This is a genomic window from Microcoleus sp. S36a_B3 (genome assembly GCF_036700745.1).
Taxonomy (GTDB): domain Bacteria; phylum Cyanobacteriota; class Cyanobacteriia; order Cyanobacteriales; family Microcoleaceae; genus Microcoleus.
In genome coordinates, this window is record NZ_JAUBPN010000026.1 from 14011 (window position 1) to 31051 (window position 17041).

Here is a 17041-nt window from a genome sequence, read left to right on the forward strand (position 1 = left end):
CTTAAAAAATACCTAGCGAAGAACTATGACAGTTTTAGAACAGGGAACAATCTCTATCCATACCGAGAATATTTTCCCGATTATCAAGAAGTCGCTATACACCGACCACGAAGTCTTCTTGCGGGAACTAATTTCTAACGCCGTCGATGCCATTGCCAAACTCAAAATGGTTTCCCGTTCCGGCGAATACAGCGGCGACATTGGCGAACCGCAAATCAACATTGCGATCGACACAGAAAACAAAACCCTCTCAATTTCCGATAACGGCATCGGCATGACCGCCGACGAGGTAAAAAAATACATCAACCAAGTCGCTTTTTCCAGCGCTGAAGAATTTATTCAAAAATACCAAGGCAGCGGCGACGACGCAATTATCGGTCACTTTGGACTCGGTTTCTACTCTTCTTTCATGGTCGCCAAGAAAGTAGACATTGACACTCTTTCCTACAAAGAAGGTTCCCAAGCAGTACATTGGTCTTGCGACGGTTCCCCCGCTTTTGAACTATCAGAATCCAGCCGCACCGAACGCGGTACTACAATTACTCTCACTCTCCAAGATGAAGAACAGGAATATGTAGAAGCCAGCCGCATTAAGCAGTTAATCAAAACCTACTGCGATTTCATGCCGGTTCCCATCAAATTTGAGGGAGAAGAACTCAACAAACACAAAGCAATCTGGCGGGAATCAGCCAGCAATTTGCAAAAAGAAGATTACTTGGAACTGTACCGCTACCTTTACCCGTTCCAAGACGAGCCACTGCTTTGGGTACACCTAAATACAGACTATCCTTTTATTGTCAACGGCATTCTTTTCTTCCCCAAATTGCGGCCGGATGTTGATGTTACCCAAGGTAATATTAAGCTATTCTGCAATCAGGTTTTTGTCAGCGACCACTGCGAAGAAATTATCCCGAAATTTTTGATGCCGCTGCGGGGAGTCATTGACAGTACCGACATTCCGCTGAACGTTTCTCGCAGTTCTTTGCAAAGCAATCGCACTGTGCGGAGAATCGCTGACTATATTGCGAAAAAAGTAGGCGATCGCCTGAAGGAACTTTACCGCGACGACCGATCGGAATACATCCGCTGCTGGCAAGATATCGGAACTTTTGTCAAGTTTGGAGCTCTTAACGATGACAAGTTCAAAAAGCAAGTCGAAGATATCTTAATCTACCGCAGCACCTACGAGCCAACAGCAGACAAGCCAGAAACTACAACCCCAGAAGTGCAGGTGCAAACAGAGGACGGAGATTTGTGGCAAGATGTAACTCCGAAATCGGATAGTTCCGCTTCGACACTGCCTTACACGACACTGAAAGAGTATTTGGAACGCAATCAAACACGTCACGAAAATCGCGTGTTTTACTGTACGGAACCTGCGTCTCAAGCAACTTACGTCGCCCTGCACAAAAGCCAAGGTTTAGAAGTGCTGTTTATGGATTCTTTCATCGACACGCACTTTATCAGTTTCTTGGAACGAGAATATTCTGATGTTAAATTCTTGCGGGTTGATTCGGACATTGACGACACGCTAATTGATAAAGAAAAAGAAGCGGAAATTGTCGATCCGGCGACGAATAAAACTCGCAGCGAACAAGTTAAAGAAATGTTCCAAAATGCTCTCAACAAGCCGAAAGTGAACATCCGCACCGAAGCTTTGAAGTCTGACTCTACTGAGGGTGCGCCACCTGCGATCGTCCTTTTACCGGAAGCTTTGCGCCGGATGCGGGATATGACGGCGCTGTTACAGCAGCAAGCAGCGGAATTCCCCGAAGAACACGTTTTGCTGGTGAATACGTCTCACCCGCTGATTCAAAATCTGGCGAATTTGAGTCAGGGTGCGATTATTCAAGACGGTGGCGAGTCTCCGTCGGCGCAGTTGGCGAGTATGATTTGTCACCACGTTTATGACTTGGCTTTGATGGCGCAGAAGGGTTTCGATGCTGAGGGGATGAAAGAGTTTGTCGAGCGATCGAACAATGTCTTGACAAAATTAACTGAACGTGCAATGTAATCTTGCAAGTGTGGCGCGCATTGCGCGCCTAGTCCTTGCTCTATAATAAAAGGCTGCATCACAAACAAGTAGTCTGGAGGGCAATATGTCACGGAAATGTCAGTTAACGGGGAAGAAGGCGAATAACGGTTTTGCGGTTTCTCACTCGCACCACCGCACTCACAAGTTGCAAGACGCAAATTTACAGTGGAAGCGGATTTGGTGGCCGCAGGAAAAGCGCTGGGTAAGATTGCACCTTTCTACGAAGGCAATTAAAACCTTGGAACACAAGGGTTTGGAAATTATGGCTAAGAAAGCTGGAATTAACCTTTACAAGCTTTAAATAACCTTGTTAATTGAGCAAAGGGCGATCGTATAAAATTAAAAGTGCGATCGCCCTTACTTTTACAAAAAAAGCCTTCCTAGTGAGGACTTCACTCCTTCTCCACGAATCAGAAAACAAACGACTCAAGTCCCGATTACAAACCTAGATTAGAACTACATTCTACATTTCAGTAAATAAGTAGTCATTTCACCTTTGCCTTTAACTTCGATCGCGCCACGACTTTCAAATACATACTTGTAGTGCAATATATAATAAGTTGCAGAAGTGACTTGAATACAGCCCGGTAAGCCGTGGGATTCCATGCGAGAAGCGGTGTTAACGGTGTCTCCCCACAAATCGTAAATAAATTTTTTAATCCCGATGACTCCGGCGACAACCGGGCCAGTGTTGATGCCGATTCTAATGCTGAAATCTTGATTGTGGATATTGCTGAAGTCAGTAATTGCCTGCTGCATATCCAGGGCCATTTCTGCGATCGCTTCTGCGTGATCCGGGCGAGCAATTGGCAGCCCTCCAACTACCATGTAAGCGTCGCCAATCGTCTTAATTTTTTCCAAACCGTGTCTTTCTGCTAGGTTGTCAAATGTCGAAAAAATTTCATTCAGCAAAGCAACTAATTCTGTAGGAGAAACTCGCGAACTCAATTGAGTAAAACCTACTATATCCGCAAATAAGACAGTAACATCAGCAAAAGTATCTGCGATCGTACTATCTCCCCGCTTCAACCGATTGGCTATTTCTTCCGGCAAAATATTTAACAGCAACCGTTCTGATTGTTCCTGTTGAACCCGCAGTGCACTTAAAGTATCATTCAGAGCATTAGTTCGTTCTTCAACTCTAAATTCTAACTCTTCATTCAGCTTATAAAGCGCCATTTCAGCTCGCCTGCGCTCTGTGATATCCGTACCGATTCCCAGCATTCCCACAAAATTTCCTGCCGCGTCAAACAGCGGTTTATTTGCCCACGATACCCAAACCAGCTCGCCGCTGCGCCGCATACTTTCATTTTCATTTCGCGTGTATTGTTCTGGGTTTTGCAAAATATCTCTCAACTTTGCTCCCAAGTCATTTCCTTTTGTATCTATCTCGGGAATAATTGTTCCCACTGCGTGTTTGCCAATTATCTCTTTTTCGTCGTAACCGAAAAACTTCTGTGCAAACTCGTTAAAAAAAGTAATATTTCCTTCCGTATCTATTTTTAAAATAATGCTGTTAGCATTTTCGACTAATTCCCGATACTTAATTTCACTTTGCCGCAGCGAATCCTCTGCTGATGCGCGTTCGGCTACAGTGGCAGCTAACAGCAGTGATGTAACTACAATTACGCTCATAAAAGCCTGCAAAAACAAGATAGCCTGATTAATATTGTCCGCTTTGGCAATAAAAGGGCCACCTCCCTGAGAACCTCCCCAAATGGCGATACAGGATACAATGAAAGATGCTAAAACAGCCCCGATCTGACCGAATTGAATGGTTGCCCAAATTACCAAGGGAAATGGCAAGTATTCGAGGGGATACCCGGAGAGATTACTTTCACTTTTTGAGTTGTAGACGAGCCAACTGACTGTTACTAATAACAGCAGGCATATTCCGGCACTGATTCGATTTACAATTGTTTGACTGCCTGTATTTTGTGGATGGCGTGTGGCTTGTTTTTGGTATATAATCAGCAGCAGGGGAGTAAAAATTACCACTCCCAATGTATCTCCAAGATACCAATTCCAGCGAATTGGCCAATATTCGCTCCACTCAATTAAACCAGTTACACCGAGGCGCAGCGTGCCGAGAGTGGAGTTAATTTGAGTGGCAACTACAGCACCGCAAAAGACTAAATTGACTACATCGATTAGCCGCTCAAGTGAGGGGCGAAAGTTGAGCTTGTGCAGCAAAGTAAAAGCGCACAAAGCTTGTAAACAAGCACAAAAAGCACTAATTGTTGCAAGTGTTAAAGACACATTAAGGTTAATAGTCTCGTAAAAAAATACGCCTAAAGCTATTCCCGGCCAAACTCGCCAACCAAATAATAAAATTGCGGCTTGTGCAATTCCTGCGGGCGGCCAGACGCAGGTAGCTAATTTATTTACGCCGGGGATTGAAACTGCTATTTTTGCTCCTAAAGCGTAAGCAAAGGCAATGGCAGCTATTTTTGCTAAGTATTGCCAATTTATAGATTGAGCAAATCGCAGAAACAGATTTTTGTTTTGGTTCATACTGAGCTTTATATTTTTAACTGGCTATGCCCACAGCCAAGACGATTAGGATCTAATTAATTGCATAAATATGAGCTGAACATTGTTTATTCCTTTTTCCCTCTGTTTTTCCTCTTCCTTCTTCCCTCTTCCTTCTTCCTTCTTCCTTCTTTTACAATTTAATGCCTGTGAGAAAATAAGTGTTCATTTCACCTTTGCCTTTGACTTCGATCGCGCCACGACTTTCAAATACATACTTGTACTGCAATATATCATAAGTTGCAGAAGTGACTTGAATACAGCCCGGTAAGCCGTGGGATTCCATGCGAGAAGCGGTGTTAACGGTGTCTCCCCACAAATCGTAGATAAATTTTTTAATCCCGATGACTCCCGCGACAACTGGGCCGCTGTTGATGCCGATTCTGATGCTGACATCTTGATTTTGGGTGTGGCTGAAATCAATAATTGCCTGCTGCATATCCAGGGCCATTTGGGCGATCGCCTCTGCATGATCGCTGCGGGGCAGGGGCAGCCCTCCAACTACCATATAAGCGTCACCAATGGTCTTAATTTTTTCCAATCCGTGCTTTTGGGCTAGGCGATCGAAGGTGGAAAAAATGTCGTTAAGCAGCGAAACCAATTCCGGCGGAGAAATTTGGGAACTAATTTGGGTAAAACCGACTATATCGGCAAACAATACTGTTACTTCGGCAAAAGTATCGGCGATGATGCTTTGGTCTTGTTTGAGTCTTTCGGCGATCGCTTGTGGTAACACGTTGAGCAGGAGGCGATCGGATTTTTCTTGTTCTAAGCGCAAAGCTGCCTCAGCTTCTTTGCGAGTTGTGATATCTTCAACAGTACCTTCGTAATAAAGCAAATTTCCATGTATGTCGCAGACAGTATAAGCATTTTCGGCAGTCCAAATTATACTGCCATCTTGACGGTAAACTTGAGATTCTAAATCCGATACTTTGCCGTTGATTCGCATTAAATCTATGACTTCAGCGCGCTGTTCTTGATCGACATAGAGCTGGCGATTAATATCAGTTAAATTTGCCATCAACTCCTCGCAGGAACTGTAACCATAAATGCGAATCAAAGCAGGATTGACGCTGAGATATTCCCCATCGGGAGTAGTTTGAAAGATGCCGACGATCGCATTTTCAAAAATGCTGCGGTATTTGGCTTCAGCTTGCCGCAGCGCTGCTTCAGCGCGCTGGCGTTCCCGCGCTTCTACGGCAAAAGTTACAGAGTCTGTTAGAGAAACAGCGAAACTTTGTTCTTCAATAGTCCAATAGCGCGGCATTCCTACGTGTTCCAAACAGAGAACTCCTGCTGTTTCTCCGCCTATTTGAATCGGCGTGTCTAGCATGGAAGTGATGCCCAACGGAATTAGGTAATCTTCCACAAATTCTCTAGTTCTGAAATCTTTTTGCGCGTCAAAAGCAGCAATTGCTCGTTCTTCTTGAAGTGTGTGAAAATAGACAGGATAGTCTGCTTCTGCTAATTCCATACCCTTTGAGTGCTGGTTGGCGGTGCGATCGAACAAATCCAAGCACTCCATCTTAGATTTAGGGCGATCGTACAACCAGACACTCGATCGCGCAACTTCCAGAGTACGGCTAGCAGTCTCAGTAATTTCTTCAAGTGCTTTGGTTAAATCGCCTTGATTCAGCGCTTTATTTTTGGCTAAATCAATTAATGCCGATTTCTGTTTCTGTAGCTGAAGTTCGCTTTGTTTCAGGGCATTTGTCCGCTCTTCTACTCGTATTTCCAGCTTTTCATTCAACTTTTGTAAGGCTATTTCGGCGTTGCGGCGATCGGTGATATCTGTGCCGATGCAGAGGATACCCTGGAGTTCTCCCGCTGCATCAAACAGCGGTTTATTTGCCCAAGATACCCAAATGCGAGATCCGTCACGCCGGATATTCTCATTTTCATAGTTAGTAAAGCGATCGGGATTTTGTAAAATTTCATTATAAACCAACTCTAAGTTATTCCCTTCGTCGTCGGTTTGGGGAAGAATTGTTCCCACTGCATTTTTGCCCAGGATTTCTTTCTGATTGTAGCCAAACAACATTTCGGCAAACTCATTAAAAAAAATAATTTTACCTTTTGGCTCTAATTTGACAATAATACTGTTAGCATTTTCCACCAACTCTCGATATTTGATTTCACTTTCTCGCAGAGAATTTTCGGCCGCTGCGCGTTCGGCTACCGTCGCTGCCAATAACAGCGAAGTAATCGTAACTACAGCCATAAAAGCTTGTAAAAATAAAATAGCCTGACTAATATTTTCTGCTTTGGCTATAAACGGCCCGCCTCCATTAGAACTGCCTAAAATTGCGATCGTTGAGACAACTAACGATGCCAGAACAGCCGCCCGCTGACCGAACTGGAGCGCCGCCCAAATTATCAAAGGAAACGGCAAATATTCAAGGGGATAGCGAGAAATAGAAGCGTCATTTTTCGATTCAAATACAAACCAGCTCACCCCAATTAATAAGAGCAACCATACTCCCCGCCAAATTAAATAATTTTTCGGAAGATATGTTTGTATTTTTAAACGATCGGCGGTTACTTGAGGACGAAAAAATATCAGGATTAAGGGAGTCAAAATCAAAACTCCCATTGCGTCACCCAACCACCAATTCCACCGAAGCGACCAATATTCTGACAAATCTACTTTACCAGCCAAATATATGGAAAGAGCGCCGATAGTACAACTAATTTGAGTAGAAATTAGACCGCCAAACAAGATTAAATTAACTACATCTTTCAAACGTTCTAGAGAGGGACGAAACCTCAGCCACCGCAGCACAGTTGCTCCAAAACTAGCTTGCAGAATAGCACCAATGTTTCCTCCCAGCCAAACCGCAAATATCTGTTCAGTTGGGTTAACAAAATTGAGTAAAAATATACCTAAAACAATCGCAGGCCAGACTTTTCTGCCAAACAATAAAAGTCCGGCTTGTGCAATTCCTGCGGGGGGCCACACCGAGGCAGCAAACGGATTGACACCTTGAATTGCAAATGCTAGTCTCGCCCCCACGGCGTAAGCGATCGCAACGATAGTTACTTGGGCTAAGTAGCGCCAAATTCGGGATTGAGGGAATCGAAGAAACTGACTTATATTCAGATTCATATCGCACCTTATTACTCGTTAATGTAGGGTGCGCACTGCGCACCTTACCTCTATACGTTGCGCACTGCGCACCTTACCGTTATTAAGGCTTATTTGATGGCGGCCTCAATCCACTCTTTCAAAGTAGAATTGACTTCCTCAATGAGAATTTCATGGGATTTGTGAGTTGCTCTTTCCACAATTTCAACTTTACCTGATTTCAGCGAACGACCTGTAACAATGCGATAGGGAATGCCGATTAAATCAGCATCTTTAAATTTAACTCCGGCTCGTTCGTCTCGGTCATCTAGTAGGGTTTCAATGCCAGATTGATTGAGTTCTGCGTAGAGTTTTTCGGCGACTTCTACTTGTTGGGCGTCGGAAATGTTGGGGATGCTAATGATGGCGTGATACGGCGCGATCGCCACGGGCCAGACGATCCCGTCTTTGTCGTAGGATTGTTCTACGGCAGATTGAGCCAGCCGCGACACGCCGACACCGTAGCAGCCCATAATTAAGGGCATTTCTTCGCCTTGTTCGCTGGTGTAGGTGGCGCCCATTGCTTGCGAGTATTTGGTTCCTAATTGGAAGATGTGGCCGACTTCGATACCTCTGGCGCTTTGCAAGGTTTGTTCCGGGTTGTGCATTGCCCGATCGCCCTTTTTGGCCGTTCTGACACCTACAACCGTTGCTGGTAGCGGAAATTCTTTGTTCCAATTAGCCCCGACAACGTGGTATCCTGACTCGTTACAACCAGTGACAAAGTTGGTTAGATCGACTGCAGTGCGATCGACCAAACGCAAAAACTTAGAATTTACCTCCTTGCTTCCAGCGATATAATCATCAGCAAGATCCGGAGCCATATAACCCAGAGGCAAAGATTTAGCCGCCCATTTCCCCTGAGCTTCCGCATCAGGAACCGTCAAAAATAAAACAGTTTTAGCTTGATAATTTGGTGCTAACTTCGTCAATTCATTCAGCAACTTTACCTGATTCACATCTTGGTCGCCGCGAATACTTACCAATACCAAAACTGTAATACCGCTGTCATAAACAGCCTGATAAAGTACATTTTTGACAACTTGCGTCGGAGAACACTTCAAAAACTTGCCCAGTTTATCAATTGTGTCAGTTCCCGGCGTTTCCCGCTTTTCAAAAGTTGTAAAGGGCGACAGTTCCGCATCAGCAGGAATCGATACAGCCTTCTCCACATTAGCAGCATACTGACCGTCTTCAGTATAAAGAACTTCATCCTCACCCGCTTCTGCCAGCACCATAAACTCTTGAGAACCAGAGCCACCAATTGCACCAGAATCGGCATCTACTGCTCGGAATTCCAAGCCCGATCGGCGCAGCATATTGCTGTATGCTCGATCCATATCCTGATAAGTTTTTTTCAAACTTTCTTCGCTCGTATGAAAAGAATAGCCATCTTTCATAATAAACTCGCGACCGCGCATCAACCCAAAACGCGGGCGAATTTCATCGCGAAACTTAGTTTGAATTTGATAGAGATGCAAAGGCAACTGCCGATAGGAACGAACCATATCCTTAGCAATTGTAGTAATTACCTCTTCGTGAGTGGGGCCCAATCCCAACTCAGTATCGCGGCGGTCTGTGAGAGAAAACATGATACCTTCAGCTTGAGTGTAGGTATCCCAGCGACCGGATTCCCGCCACAAATCAGCAGGTTGCAGTTGCGGGAGAAGGCATTCTTGAGCGCCGGTAGCATCCATTTCTTCCCGCACAATTTGGGAGACTTTTTTGAGAACTCGCCACATCAAAGGCAGATAAGCGTAAATTCCGCTACCGATGCGCCGGATGTATCCCGCACGGAGTAATAGTTTGTGGCTGGGAATTTCTGCTTCTGCAGGGTCTTCCCGCAGAGTGACAAAAAGCATTTGAGAGAGTCGCATAGCTGATTTCCTTAAAATACCGGATGATTGTAATCTCAGATTAACTTCTGATATTATCAGAACTAAGCCAGATTTGATTAAATCTATGAACAAAATTTGGAAAAATTATCAAAAAGGTATGACAGCATTTGATAATTGTCACTCTCCTACTCTGCAATCTCAGTGGATTGCCTTAAAAGATGAAATAGGAGAATTTGTTAGGGAACCTAACTTGAGCGAAACTTGGGATGTTCTTCATGCTGCTGGTCGATTGGTGTACAAACTAATCGGAATTCCTTTAAATTTAGTTGCCTATCCTACTGTTTGCAAACACAGTCAACGTTTCGAGGAATACGGGTGTATTCGCAGCCGACGCAACTGCGAGGGTAAATGCTGCCAAAAGTTGACAGTTGATGGTTGATAGTTGATAATTAATAGTTGATTACTAGAGTTTTAAACAGTTGATATCTGATAATTTTGACGAGCAGATTTAACTGTTTTTAACTGGTTTAACTGGTTCCCAGCCAGAGCATGAAATTTTCCAGAAGCAGAGCCTCCGCTGCAACAATGGAGGCCGAGCCTGCCGATCTGCATTACCAGGTATAGCTTGGTAACGAGTAACGAGTAGCGAGTAGACGAGTAGTGGCGAGGTTTTTAAACACTTGATAGCTGACAATTCTCATGACTAGATTCATCCACGACCAATTCGCCAAACAGTATCTCAAAGAACTATTAACCCCTCTGGGCAAAGTCGAAACCAGCCTCGACATTGCTGGAGAAGTGAGGCAGATTGACGTTTTTTTTGCCCCCAAAGCGGAACCAGAAGTCGAAGCAACAGCCCTCGGCATTTTGGGTCAAATTGCAGCAAAACCCGCTGTATTGGAACCATTCCGCAGTCCTGTTCAAACTGGAGAAATTCGCAGTTGTTTGGGCAAACTATTTGATGTCCACGCCGAATATGAACGAGTCGCAGCCAGAGATAATAGCAGGATTGCAGAGGCAGACTTGCCACAACTCTGGATACTGTCGCCGACGGTTTCCGACGTTATGTTAGCTGGATTTGGAGCGATTCCCGAACCCGAAAATTGGGTAAATGGAGTTTATTTTCTGAGTCCGTCTCTGAAAGCAGCAATCATTGCCATTCACCAACTGCCCCGCACTCCCGAAACGCTGTGGCTGAGGATTTTGGGGAAGGGAAACGTGCAAAAGCAAGCTATTGCCGAATTGAGAGAATTACCCTCAGATAATTTCTTTCGGTTGAGCGCGTTAGAATTGTTGTACAACTTGCGAACGATTTTAGAAGTCCGTCAAGACATAGATCGAGAAGATCGGGAGTTAATTATGGAACTGTCACCCCTCTATTTGCAACGGCTTGAAGATGCAACTCAGCGAGGTATCCAGCAAGGTATCCAGCGAGGTATCCAGGAAGGTATCCAGGAAGGTATCCAGCGAGGTATGGAGCAAGTTCAGCGCACTAAACGCCTGATGGTTGAGAGTCTACTACAAGTGAAATTTGGCGAGATTGATGAAGAATTAACCCAAATAATCGAGCCTTTGATTCTACTAGAAGCCCTCGAAATCACGCGAATTATCCAGCTAGATCGCACTGAATTACTAGCTCGTTTTGATCAGTCGAAAAATCCACCGGAATCCTAACTCAGCAGCGCACTATACAATCTGTATGGTGCGCCAAATATCACTTTACTATTTATTAGATATCGAAAAGATCGGGAGTTGATCATGGAACTGTTACCCCTCTATTTGCAACGACTTGAAGAAGCAACTCAGCGAGGTATCGAGCAAGGTATCGAGCAAGGTAAAGGCCTGATCTTTGATAGTATTTTGTAAGTGAGATTTGGCTAGATTGATGAATAATTAGCCCAAATAATCGAGCCTTTGATTCAATTAGAAACCCTCGATCGCACGCGACTGATTATGCAGCTAGATCGATCGCAATTATTAGCTCGTTTTCAGCCTGAAAGTCAAAGGGAATCCTAAAAAGCCAGCGCACTCTACGATATGTAGGGTGCGCGGCATCCCACTTTACTACTATTGATAATTACTAGCCGTCGCCCCCGCCTCAAACCTGCATTTTTTGGGCGAACTCTACGGCTACTCCTCGCAAATCAACTCATTTCTGACTTTAGAGGGATTTATTTTTCCGCTTCCAGAGCCATAATCAGTAGTAAGGATGACATAACTAAAGAACTGATTTACTATTCATCCTTATTTCACGAATTAGGGCTTCCTTAAGATAAAGCCTGACGAAAAAAACCACCATCTAAAAAGTGTCAATTCCCCTAGTTAAATGTTAGGGGCTAATTTCAATATGCCTGAACAGGTATCAAATTTTAGGAGGTAATTTATGTTTGAAAGTGAGTTATTAATGTCGCTGTACAGTCCCAAATTCAATATTGCCCAAATGCCGGTGCAAAGAGATGTCCCATTCCAGCACCCGGATGTCGCAGGGCTGATGTTTCTAAGTCCTCAGTTTTTCGTGGCATTGATCGCCGGAGTCATTATGGCTTTCGGCTTCCAATTCCTGTTAACAAATTTCTCGATTGCCGCCAAAATATCTAATTGGGACGACGCTTTACCCGATGATGATGACGATTCCGAAAGTTTTGGTACTAAAATTCGGAAGACTGAAGGTCTAGTGGGCGGTTGGATTTTAGTCACAGTTAACATAGCTTTATTTGTAGCTTGTTTTCTGGCAGTCAAATTAACTTCAATTTCCTCGGTAGATGGAGCGGCAATTATTGGTGTTGTCATCTGGGCTGCGTACTTTTTAACCCTGGTATGGCTGGGTTCTAGCGCCGTCGGCTCGATGATTGGTTCCTTGATAAAAACTGCTTTTTCAGGCATTCAAGGCGTTATGGGTACTGCCGGTTCAGCGATCGGCGGCAAGATGGCGGGCGACCAAATGGTCAATACTGTAGAAGCATCTGTGGCTGCTGTCCGCCGCGAATTGAGCTCGGCTGTAGACCCGGAGAGCATTCGCGAAACACTGCAAGATTATGTGGGTTCTTTGCAGTTGCCGAAGTTAGATGTCAAGGAAATTCGCGGTCAATTTGAAAAGTTGCTGGGGGATGCCGATATCAAATCTCTGGCGGGAACCGATGTTTTAAAGAATGTTAACCGCCAGACTTTTGTGGATTTAATTAGCAGCCGCAGCGATTTTTCTAAAGAGGAAATAAATCAAGTTGCTGACCAACTAGAAGGCGTTTGGAAGCAAACATTTGGCAAGCAGCAAGAAAAGAAAGACCCGAATTTAGAGTTAGTTGATTTTCTCAAGTTTGCGGCTCCCGATTTGCTGAAGTCTGACGAACTTAACGCCAAGCTGTCTCAAATTCTGGAAAATCGGGAAAATAAATCGGAGTCCAGCGGAGGCATGAACCGGGCGATGCAGTGGGGCGTGGAAGCTCTGGTGGGCACTGTTTTGTCGCGGACTGATTTGTCGGATTTGGATGTTGAAAAAATTTCTGGTCAGTTGCAGCAACTAACTGCAAAAGGAAAGGAAAAAGCTAAGTCTTTGAGCGAGAAGGTGGGCGATAAATTGCCTGCACTGCCTTTCAATACAGCTAAGGCTGATGTGGAAAATTACTTGCTGAATACTCAACCTTGGCATCTCAACCGAGAAACTATCAAGCAGGAATTTAGGGATGTTATTTACGATCCCGAAGCTTCTCCGGGGGCAGTTTTGCGCCAGTTAGAGATGTTTAATCCTGAGTATTTTGTAGGGATTTTGGGCCGCCGCGAGGGGTTTAGTCAGGAACAGGCGACGGAAATTGCCGAACAGCTTGAAGGTGTCCGTCAAGAAGTTTTGGGAATTGTTCGAGATGCTGCGGGTGAGGAACAGTCTCAAGATTTACGCAGCCGAGTTGAGAATTATTTGCGATCGACTGGTAAGGAAGAATTGAATCCTGAAGGTATCGAGAAGGACTTCCAAGCGCTTTTGGACGATCGCGATGCTGGTTTTGAGGCGTTGCGCGATCGCCTGTCGCAATTTGACCGCGATACTTTGGTACAATTGCTCGGCCAGCGGGAGGATTTCAGTCCAGAGGAAGCAGATCAGTTAATCGGCCGACTGGAAAGTTCGCGCGATCACGTAATTGCCAAATCTCAAGAATTGCAAGAGCAAGCGAAATCGAAAGCGCAAGAAGTGCGGCAAAAGGTAGAAGAGTATCTCCGCAATACTAATAAGGAAGAACTCAATCCTGAAGCGATCGAGCGCGAGTTTCAAACGCTGTTAAGCGACCCGGAAGCGGGATTGAAAGCGCTGAGAGAACGCTTGTCTCAATTCGACCGCGATACGCTGGTGCAACTGCTGTCGCAGCGCCAAGACCTCAACGAAGAACAGATAAATGGGGCGATCGACAAAATCGAATCCGTGCGCGACAACATTATCCACGCACCGCAAATAGTGGCGGATAAAGCTAAGGAACAGTACGAGGAAGTTACTGGCAAAATTGGTGAGTACCTGCGGAATACCAACCTGGAAGAACTCGATCCTGAAGCCATCAATCAAGATTTGACCAAATTGTTTGAAAATCCGAAAGAAGGCGCTTTGGCGCTGCGGGAAAGGCTGTCTCAGGTCGATCGCGAAACCTTAGTCAAGTTGCTTTCGCAGCGGGAAGATTTGAGCGAAGAACAAATCAATCGGACGATCGATCGCGTGCAAGATTCGATTCGCAGCATTGTGAAATCGCCCCGCCGCTTGGCATCTCGCGCTCAAAAAACTGTCAAGGATTTCCAAGGAAGTTTGGAAAATTACTTGCAGAATACCAACAAGGAAGAACTCAATCCCGAAGGTATCAAACGCGATTTGCAGTTGCTATTTAACGAGCCGGGAATGGGGATGCAAAGTTTGGGCGATCGCCTGAAGCACTTCGATCGCGGTACGCTGGTAGCCTTGCTGTCGCAGCGGGAAGACATCTCCGAAGAGGAAGCTAACCAAATTGCCGATCGTATCGAATCTGTCCGCAACGAATTTGTCGAACAACTTCAAATGGTGCAAGACAAGTTCCAGTCGGCAATTGACGGTATTTTCGGAAAAATTCGGGATTACCTCAATTCGCTCGATCGACCAGAACTCAACTACGAAAGCATCAAACGAGACTTCCGCAAAGTATTTGACGACCCGCAGGCCGGATTTGACGCGATTAAAGAGCGTTTAGGCGAGTTTGATCGCGGTACTTTAGTAGCGGTAATTAGCTCTCGCTCCGATATTTCAGAAGGCCAAGCTAACAAAATTATCGACCAAATTGAAGGAGCCAGGGACAGCGTGCTATCGCGCTCGGAACGCCTGCAAGAGCAAGCCAAAAAACGCATTAAAGATATCAAGAAAAAGACCAAGCAGCAAGCAGAAGATGCGCGCGAAGCCGCAGCAACTGCTGCTTGGTGGCTGTTCGGTACAGCTCTAACTTCTGTGGTTGTTTCGGCCCTGGCTGGAGCAATAGCAGTCGGCGGTATTTCGGGTTTGTTTAGCTAGAATTTCAACAAGTTTCAATCAAAATTCTCCTGATTCTAGGCTGGCTGTGTGCCAGCCTATTTTTTTGGGAATAATATCGTATTCGCTCCAACGGCAAAAAATGTTCGAGCGATCGCACCTATGTACTCAAAAATGAACAAAAACTGAATTGCGCTCGATCGAACTTGACGCTCTCAATCTAATTGACCTGAGACACACCGCATCATCCTTTAGTTGTAAACTTCCTACCACCTTCGGAGCCGCCACCACTAATTACTGTCGGGTTCATCTCTACCTTCAGCAAGATTCTAGCCTCCCTATTTATTTGCTAATTTTTATTCAGTAGCAAAACAAGTTTTTGCCATAAACAAACAGAGCAATACATATTATTTTGGAGACTGACATGACATTTTCTACTACCAGCGCCTACGACCAAGGAAAAGCCGATATGCAGAGCTTGAATGTAGACGATCAATTAGGTTTGCTGTGGTTTGTTTACACCGAAATGGGCAAGTCAATCACGCCAGCGGCTCCGGGTGCTGCCGGTTCCGAAATTGCTGAGGGTTTGTTCGAGCAAGTCAAGCCGCTGCCCAAGGAAGAACAACTGCAAGTAATGCGCGACATTGCCTCAAAAGCCAATACTGAAATCAGCCGGATGTACGGCTCAATGAGCCCTGAAACCAAGCTGGCTTTTTGGTACTTCTTGGCAGTAGGAATGGACGAAGGAACTATTATTCCCGTACCTTCCGACTATAAACTTCCCGAAGCTGGAAATGCTTTATTAGCAAAGATTAAGGGCATGGATTTTCAGCAGCAAATTGATTTCCTGCGCGGTACAGTTTTAGAAATGGGTGCTGAAGCCGCTTCAGGGGCTGGAATTTAATATCAAATCCTCTCTTCATCGGAGTAGTAAATTCACGGTTGACTGTTGAATGTTGACTGTTGAATGTTGAATGTTGAATGTTAACTGTTAACAGTTAACATCATGTATGAGTGCAACCGGAATTGATTTAATTTCAGTACAATCAGCACGAGCAATCAGAAACCAGTTTTTTTTGCCAACATACTGCATCAACGCTTTTAATGGTGCAAAAGGTTGGTTTAATATTGACCTGCAATTCCTGCGTAAAGCGGGAATTGCAGGTCAATAGCAATTTCCAGCTAATAACTGAATTCAGCAGCTATGTTTCCCACAACTTCCGGCGCACCTGCTATTAAACGCATATCTTCACAGGCCACTGTAAGCAAGGGCTGACCTAAGTTTAAACTAGCAAAATGACTTTCTTCAGTTACTTCTAATTTACCTTTAATCAAACCGATTCGAGACTGAAACTCTCCTTTGAATATTAGCAAATTTCTGCGATCGGTGCTGAAAACATTTCCGCTAAAAGGTACTGGTAGTGCTAAACTTTGCTGACTGTAATTGAGACTGCACAGTTGACGGTTTGCTTGGCTAACTGTAACTCGGTAGCCTAGCGGTGTTGCTTTTACCGCATCGTTACCTTCCCAACTAAATTGAGCTAATTCTTTAGGGAGTCCCCAAATTGCGCGCCCGCCGGCTACCGAGTTAGGGTTGTCTACGTAGATGTGGGAAATCCAAGCGCCCCATTTTCCTGCATAATTGGCGATCGCGCTTACGACAATTAACTCATTGTACTCCATCACTGAACCCAATCCGTAGGAGGATATATAAACTCCACCTAGGGTTTTTCCGGGCAATACAGAGACTATTTCTAACTCAGATGGAACCAAGGGACGCACCCGTGCGACATCTATTAATTGTAAAGTCTGAACAGCATAACCTTGCAAATTCCAAGGTGCAGGTGGATATACCATTTTCAGGGATTTTATGTGGGATATTTTATACTTATTTTAGCTCAACTTCTAAAACAGCAACTGGTTTTGGTATTTATTTATAAAGTTTTTGGAAAATTATTTAAGTCTTAATGTTTATAGCCTCAAAAAGTACCAGGTAAAAACCTTTGCCGAAAATCAACCCTCAGATAGCATTAGCGTAGGATATC

The 17041-nt window shown here is 44.7% G+C and carries 11 protein-coding genes; 7 read left to right on the plus strand and 4 right to left on the minus strand.

Annotated features, from left to right (window positions below; genetic code table 11):
- Positions 1 to 25: 25 nt before the first annotated feature.
- Both htpG and rpmB read left to right on the plus strand, forming a co-directional pair.
- Complete coding sequence (htpG, locus tag QUA01_RS22125) at positions 26 to 2014, plus strand: molecular chaperone HtpG (RefSeq protein WP_333091569.1); 1989 nt, start codon at positions 26 to 28, stop codon at positions 2012 to 2014.
- Between the two features lie 85 nt (positions 2015 to 2099).
- Positions 2100 to 2336 carry a 50S ribosomal protein L28 gene (gene rpmB, locus QUA01_RS22130; protein ID WP_194011072.1) on the plus strand — a complete coding sequence of 79 codons (237 nt, stop codon included), beginning with the start codon at positions 2100 to 2102 and terminating at the stop codon, positions 2334 to 2336.
- A 155-nt stretch (positions 2337 to 2491) separates the two neighbouring features.
- Here rpmB and QUA01_RS22135 read toward each other — a convergent pair whose 3' ends face one another.
- The 3 genes from QUA01_RS22135 to proS form a co-directional block, all read right to left on the minus strand.
- Positions 2492 to 4549: an adenylate/guanylate cyclase domain-containing protein gene (locus QUA01_RS22135; protein WP_333091570.1), complete on the minus strand. Its 2058-nt coding sequence runs from the start codon at positions 4547 to 4549 to the stop codon at positions 2492 to 2494.
- Positions 4550 to 4700: 151 nt separating this feature from the next.
- Positions 4701 to 7673, minus strand: coding sequence for an adenylate/guanylate cyclase domain-containing protein (locus tag QUA01_RS22140; RefSeq protein WP_333091571.1), 2973 nt, complete (start codon positions 7671 to 7673; stop codon positions 4701 to 4703).
- Between the two features lie 89 nt (positions 7674 to 7762).
- Positions 7763 to 9568 carry a proline--tRNA ligase gene (gene proS, locus QUA01_RS22145; RefSeq protein ID WP_333091572.1) on the minus strand — a complete coding sequence of 602 codons (1806 nt, stop codon included), beginning with the start codon at positions 9566 to 9568 and terminating at the stop codon, positions 7763 to 7765.
- An 85-nt stretch (positions 9569 to 9653) separates the two neighbouring features.
- On the opposite strand from proS, the gene QUA01_RS22150 reads away from it, so the two are divergent.
- The 5 genes from QUA01_RS22150 to QUA01_RS22170 all read left to right on the plus strand — a co-directional run bounded on the left by QUA01_RS22150 (position 9654) and on the right by QUA01_RS22170 (position 16168).
- A complete protein-coding gene (locus tag QUA01_RS22150) occupies positions 9654 to 9968 on the plus strand; it encodes a hypothetical protein (RefSeq protein ID WP_333091575.1) in 315 nt (104 codons plus the stop codon).
- A 260-nt stretch (positions 9969 to 10228) separates the two neighbouring features.
- Positions 10229 to 11203 (plus strand): hypothetical protein, encoded by a 975-nt coding sequence (locus QUA01_RS22155; RefSeq protein ID WP_333091577.1) that lies wholly within the window; start codon positions 10229 to 10231, stop codon positions 11201 to 11203.
- A gap of 709 nt (positions 11204 to 11912) precedes the next feature.
- Entirely contained in the window at positions 11913 to 15038 is a 3126-nt protein-coding gene (locus QUA01_RS22160) for an MFS transporter (RefSeq protein WP_333091578.1), read from the plus strand.
- Positions 15039 to 15420: 382 nt separating this feature from the next.
- Positions 15421 to 15900 carry an orange carotenoid protein N-terminal domain-containing protein gene (locus tag QUA01_RS22165; protein ID WP_333091580.1) on the plus strand — a complete coding sequence of 160 codons (480 nt, stop codon included), beginning with the start codon at positions 15421 to 15423 and terminating at the stop codon, positions 15898 to 15900.
- Positions 15901 to 16006: 106 nt separating this feature from the next.
- Positions 16007 to 16168 carry a hypothetical protein gene (locus QUA01_RS22170; RefSeq protein ID WP_333091582.1) on the plus strand — a complete coding sequence of 54 codons (162 nt, stop codon included), beginning with the start codon at positions 16007 to 16009 and terminating at the stop codon, positions 16166 to 16168.
- A 10-nt stretch (positions 16169 to 16178) separates the two neighbouring features.
- On the opposite strand, the gene QUA01_RS22175 is transcribed toward QUA01_RS22170, so the two are convergent.
- Positions 16179 to 16853, minus strand: a complete 675-nt coding sequence (locus tag QUA01_RS22175) for an acetoacetate decarboxylase family protein (RefSeq protein WP_333091584.1) — start codon at positions 16851 to 16853, stop codon at positions 16179 to 16181.
- Between the last annotated feature and the right edge of the window lie 188 nt (positions 16854 to 17041).

Excerpts from the sequence above, each read along its gene's own strand:
- htpG (WP_333091569.1), top strand. The coding sequence starts at position 26 with ATGACAGTTTTAGAACAGGGAACAATCTCTATCCATACCGAGAATATT.
- rpmB (WP_194011072.1), top strand. The coding sequence starts at position 2,100 with ATGTCACGGAAATGTCAGTTAACGGGGAAGAAGGCGAATAACGGTTTT.
- QUA01_RS22135 (WP_333091570.1), bottom strand. The coding sequence starts at position 4,549 with ATGAACCAAAACAAAAATCTGTTTCTGCGATTTGCTCAATCTATAAAT.
- QUA01_RS22140 (WP_333091571.1), bottom strand. The coding sequence starts at position 7,673 with ATGAATCTGAATATAAGTCAGTTTCTTCGATTCCCTCAATCCCGAATT.
- proS (WP_333091572.1), bottom strand. The coding sequence starts at position 9,568 with ATGCGACTCTCTCAAATGCTTTTTGTCACTCTGCGGGAAGACCCTGCA.
- QUA01_RS22150 (WP_333091575.1), top strand. The coding sequence starts at position 9,654 with ATGAACAAAATTTGGAAAAATTATCAAAAAGGTATGACAGCATTTGAT.
- QUA01_RS22155 (WP_333091577.1), top strand. The coding sequence starts at position 10,229 with ATGACTAGATTCATCCACGACCAATTCGCCAAACAGTATCTCAAAGAA.
- QUA01_RS22160 (WP_333091578.1), top strand. The coding sequence starts at position 11,913 with ATGTTTGAAAGTGAGTTATTAATGTCGCTGTACAGTCCCAAATTCAAT.
- QUA01_RS22165 (WP_333091580.1), top strand. The coding sequence starts at position 15,421 with ATGACATTTTCTACTACCAGCGCCTACGACCAAGGAAAAGCCGATATG.
- QUA01_RS22170 (WP_333091582.1), top strand. The coding sequence starts at position 16,007 with ATGAGTGCAACCGGAATTGATTTAATTTCAGTACAATCAGCACGAGCA.
- QUA01_RS22175 (WP_333091584.1), bottom strand. The coding sequence starts at position 16,853 with ATGGTATATCCACCTGCACCTTGGAATTTGCAAGGTTATGCTGTTCAG.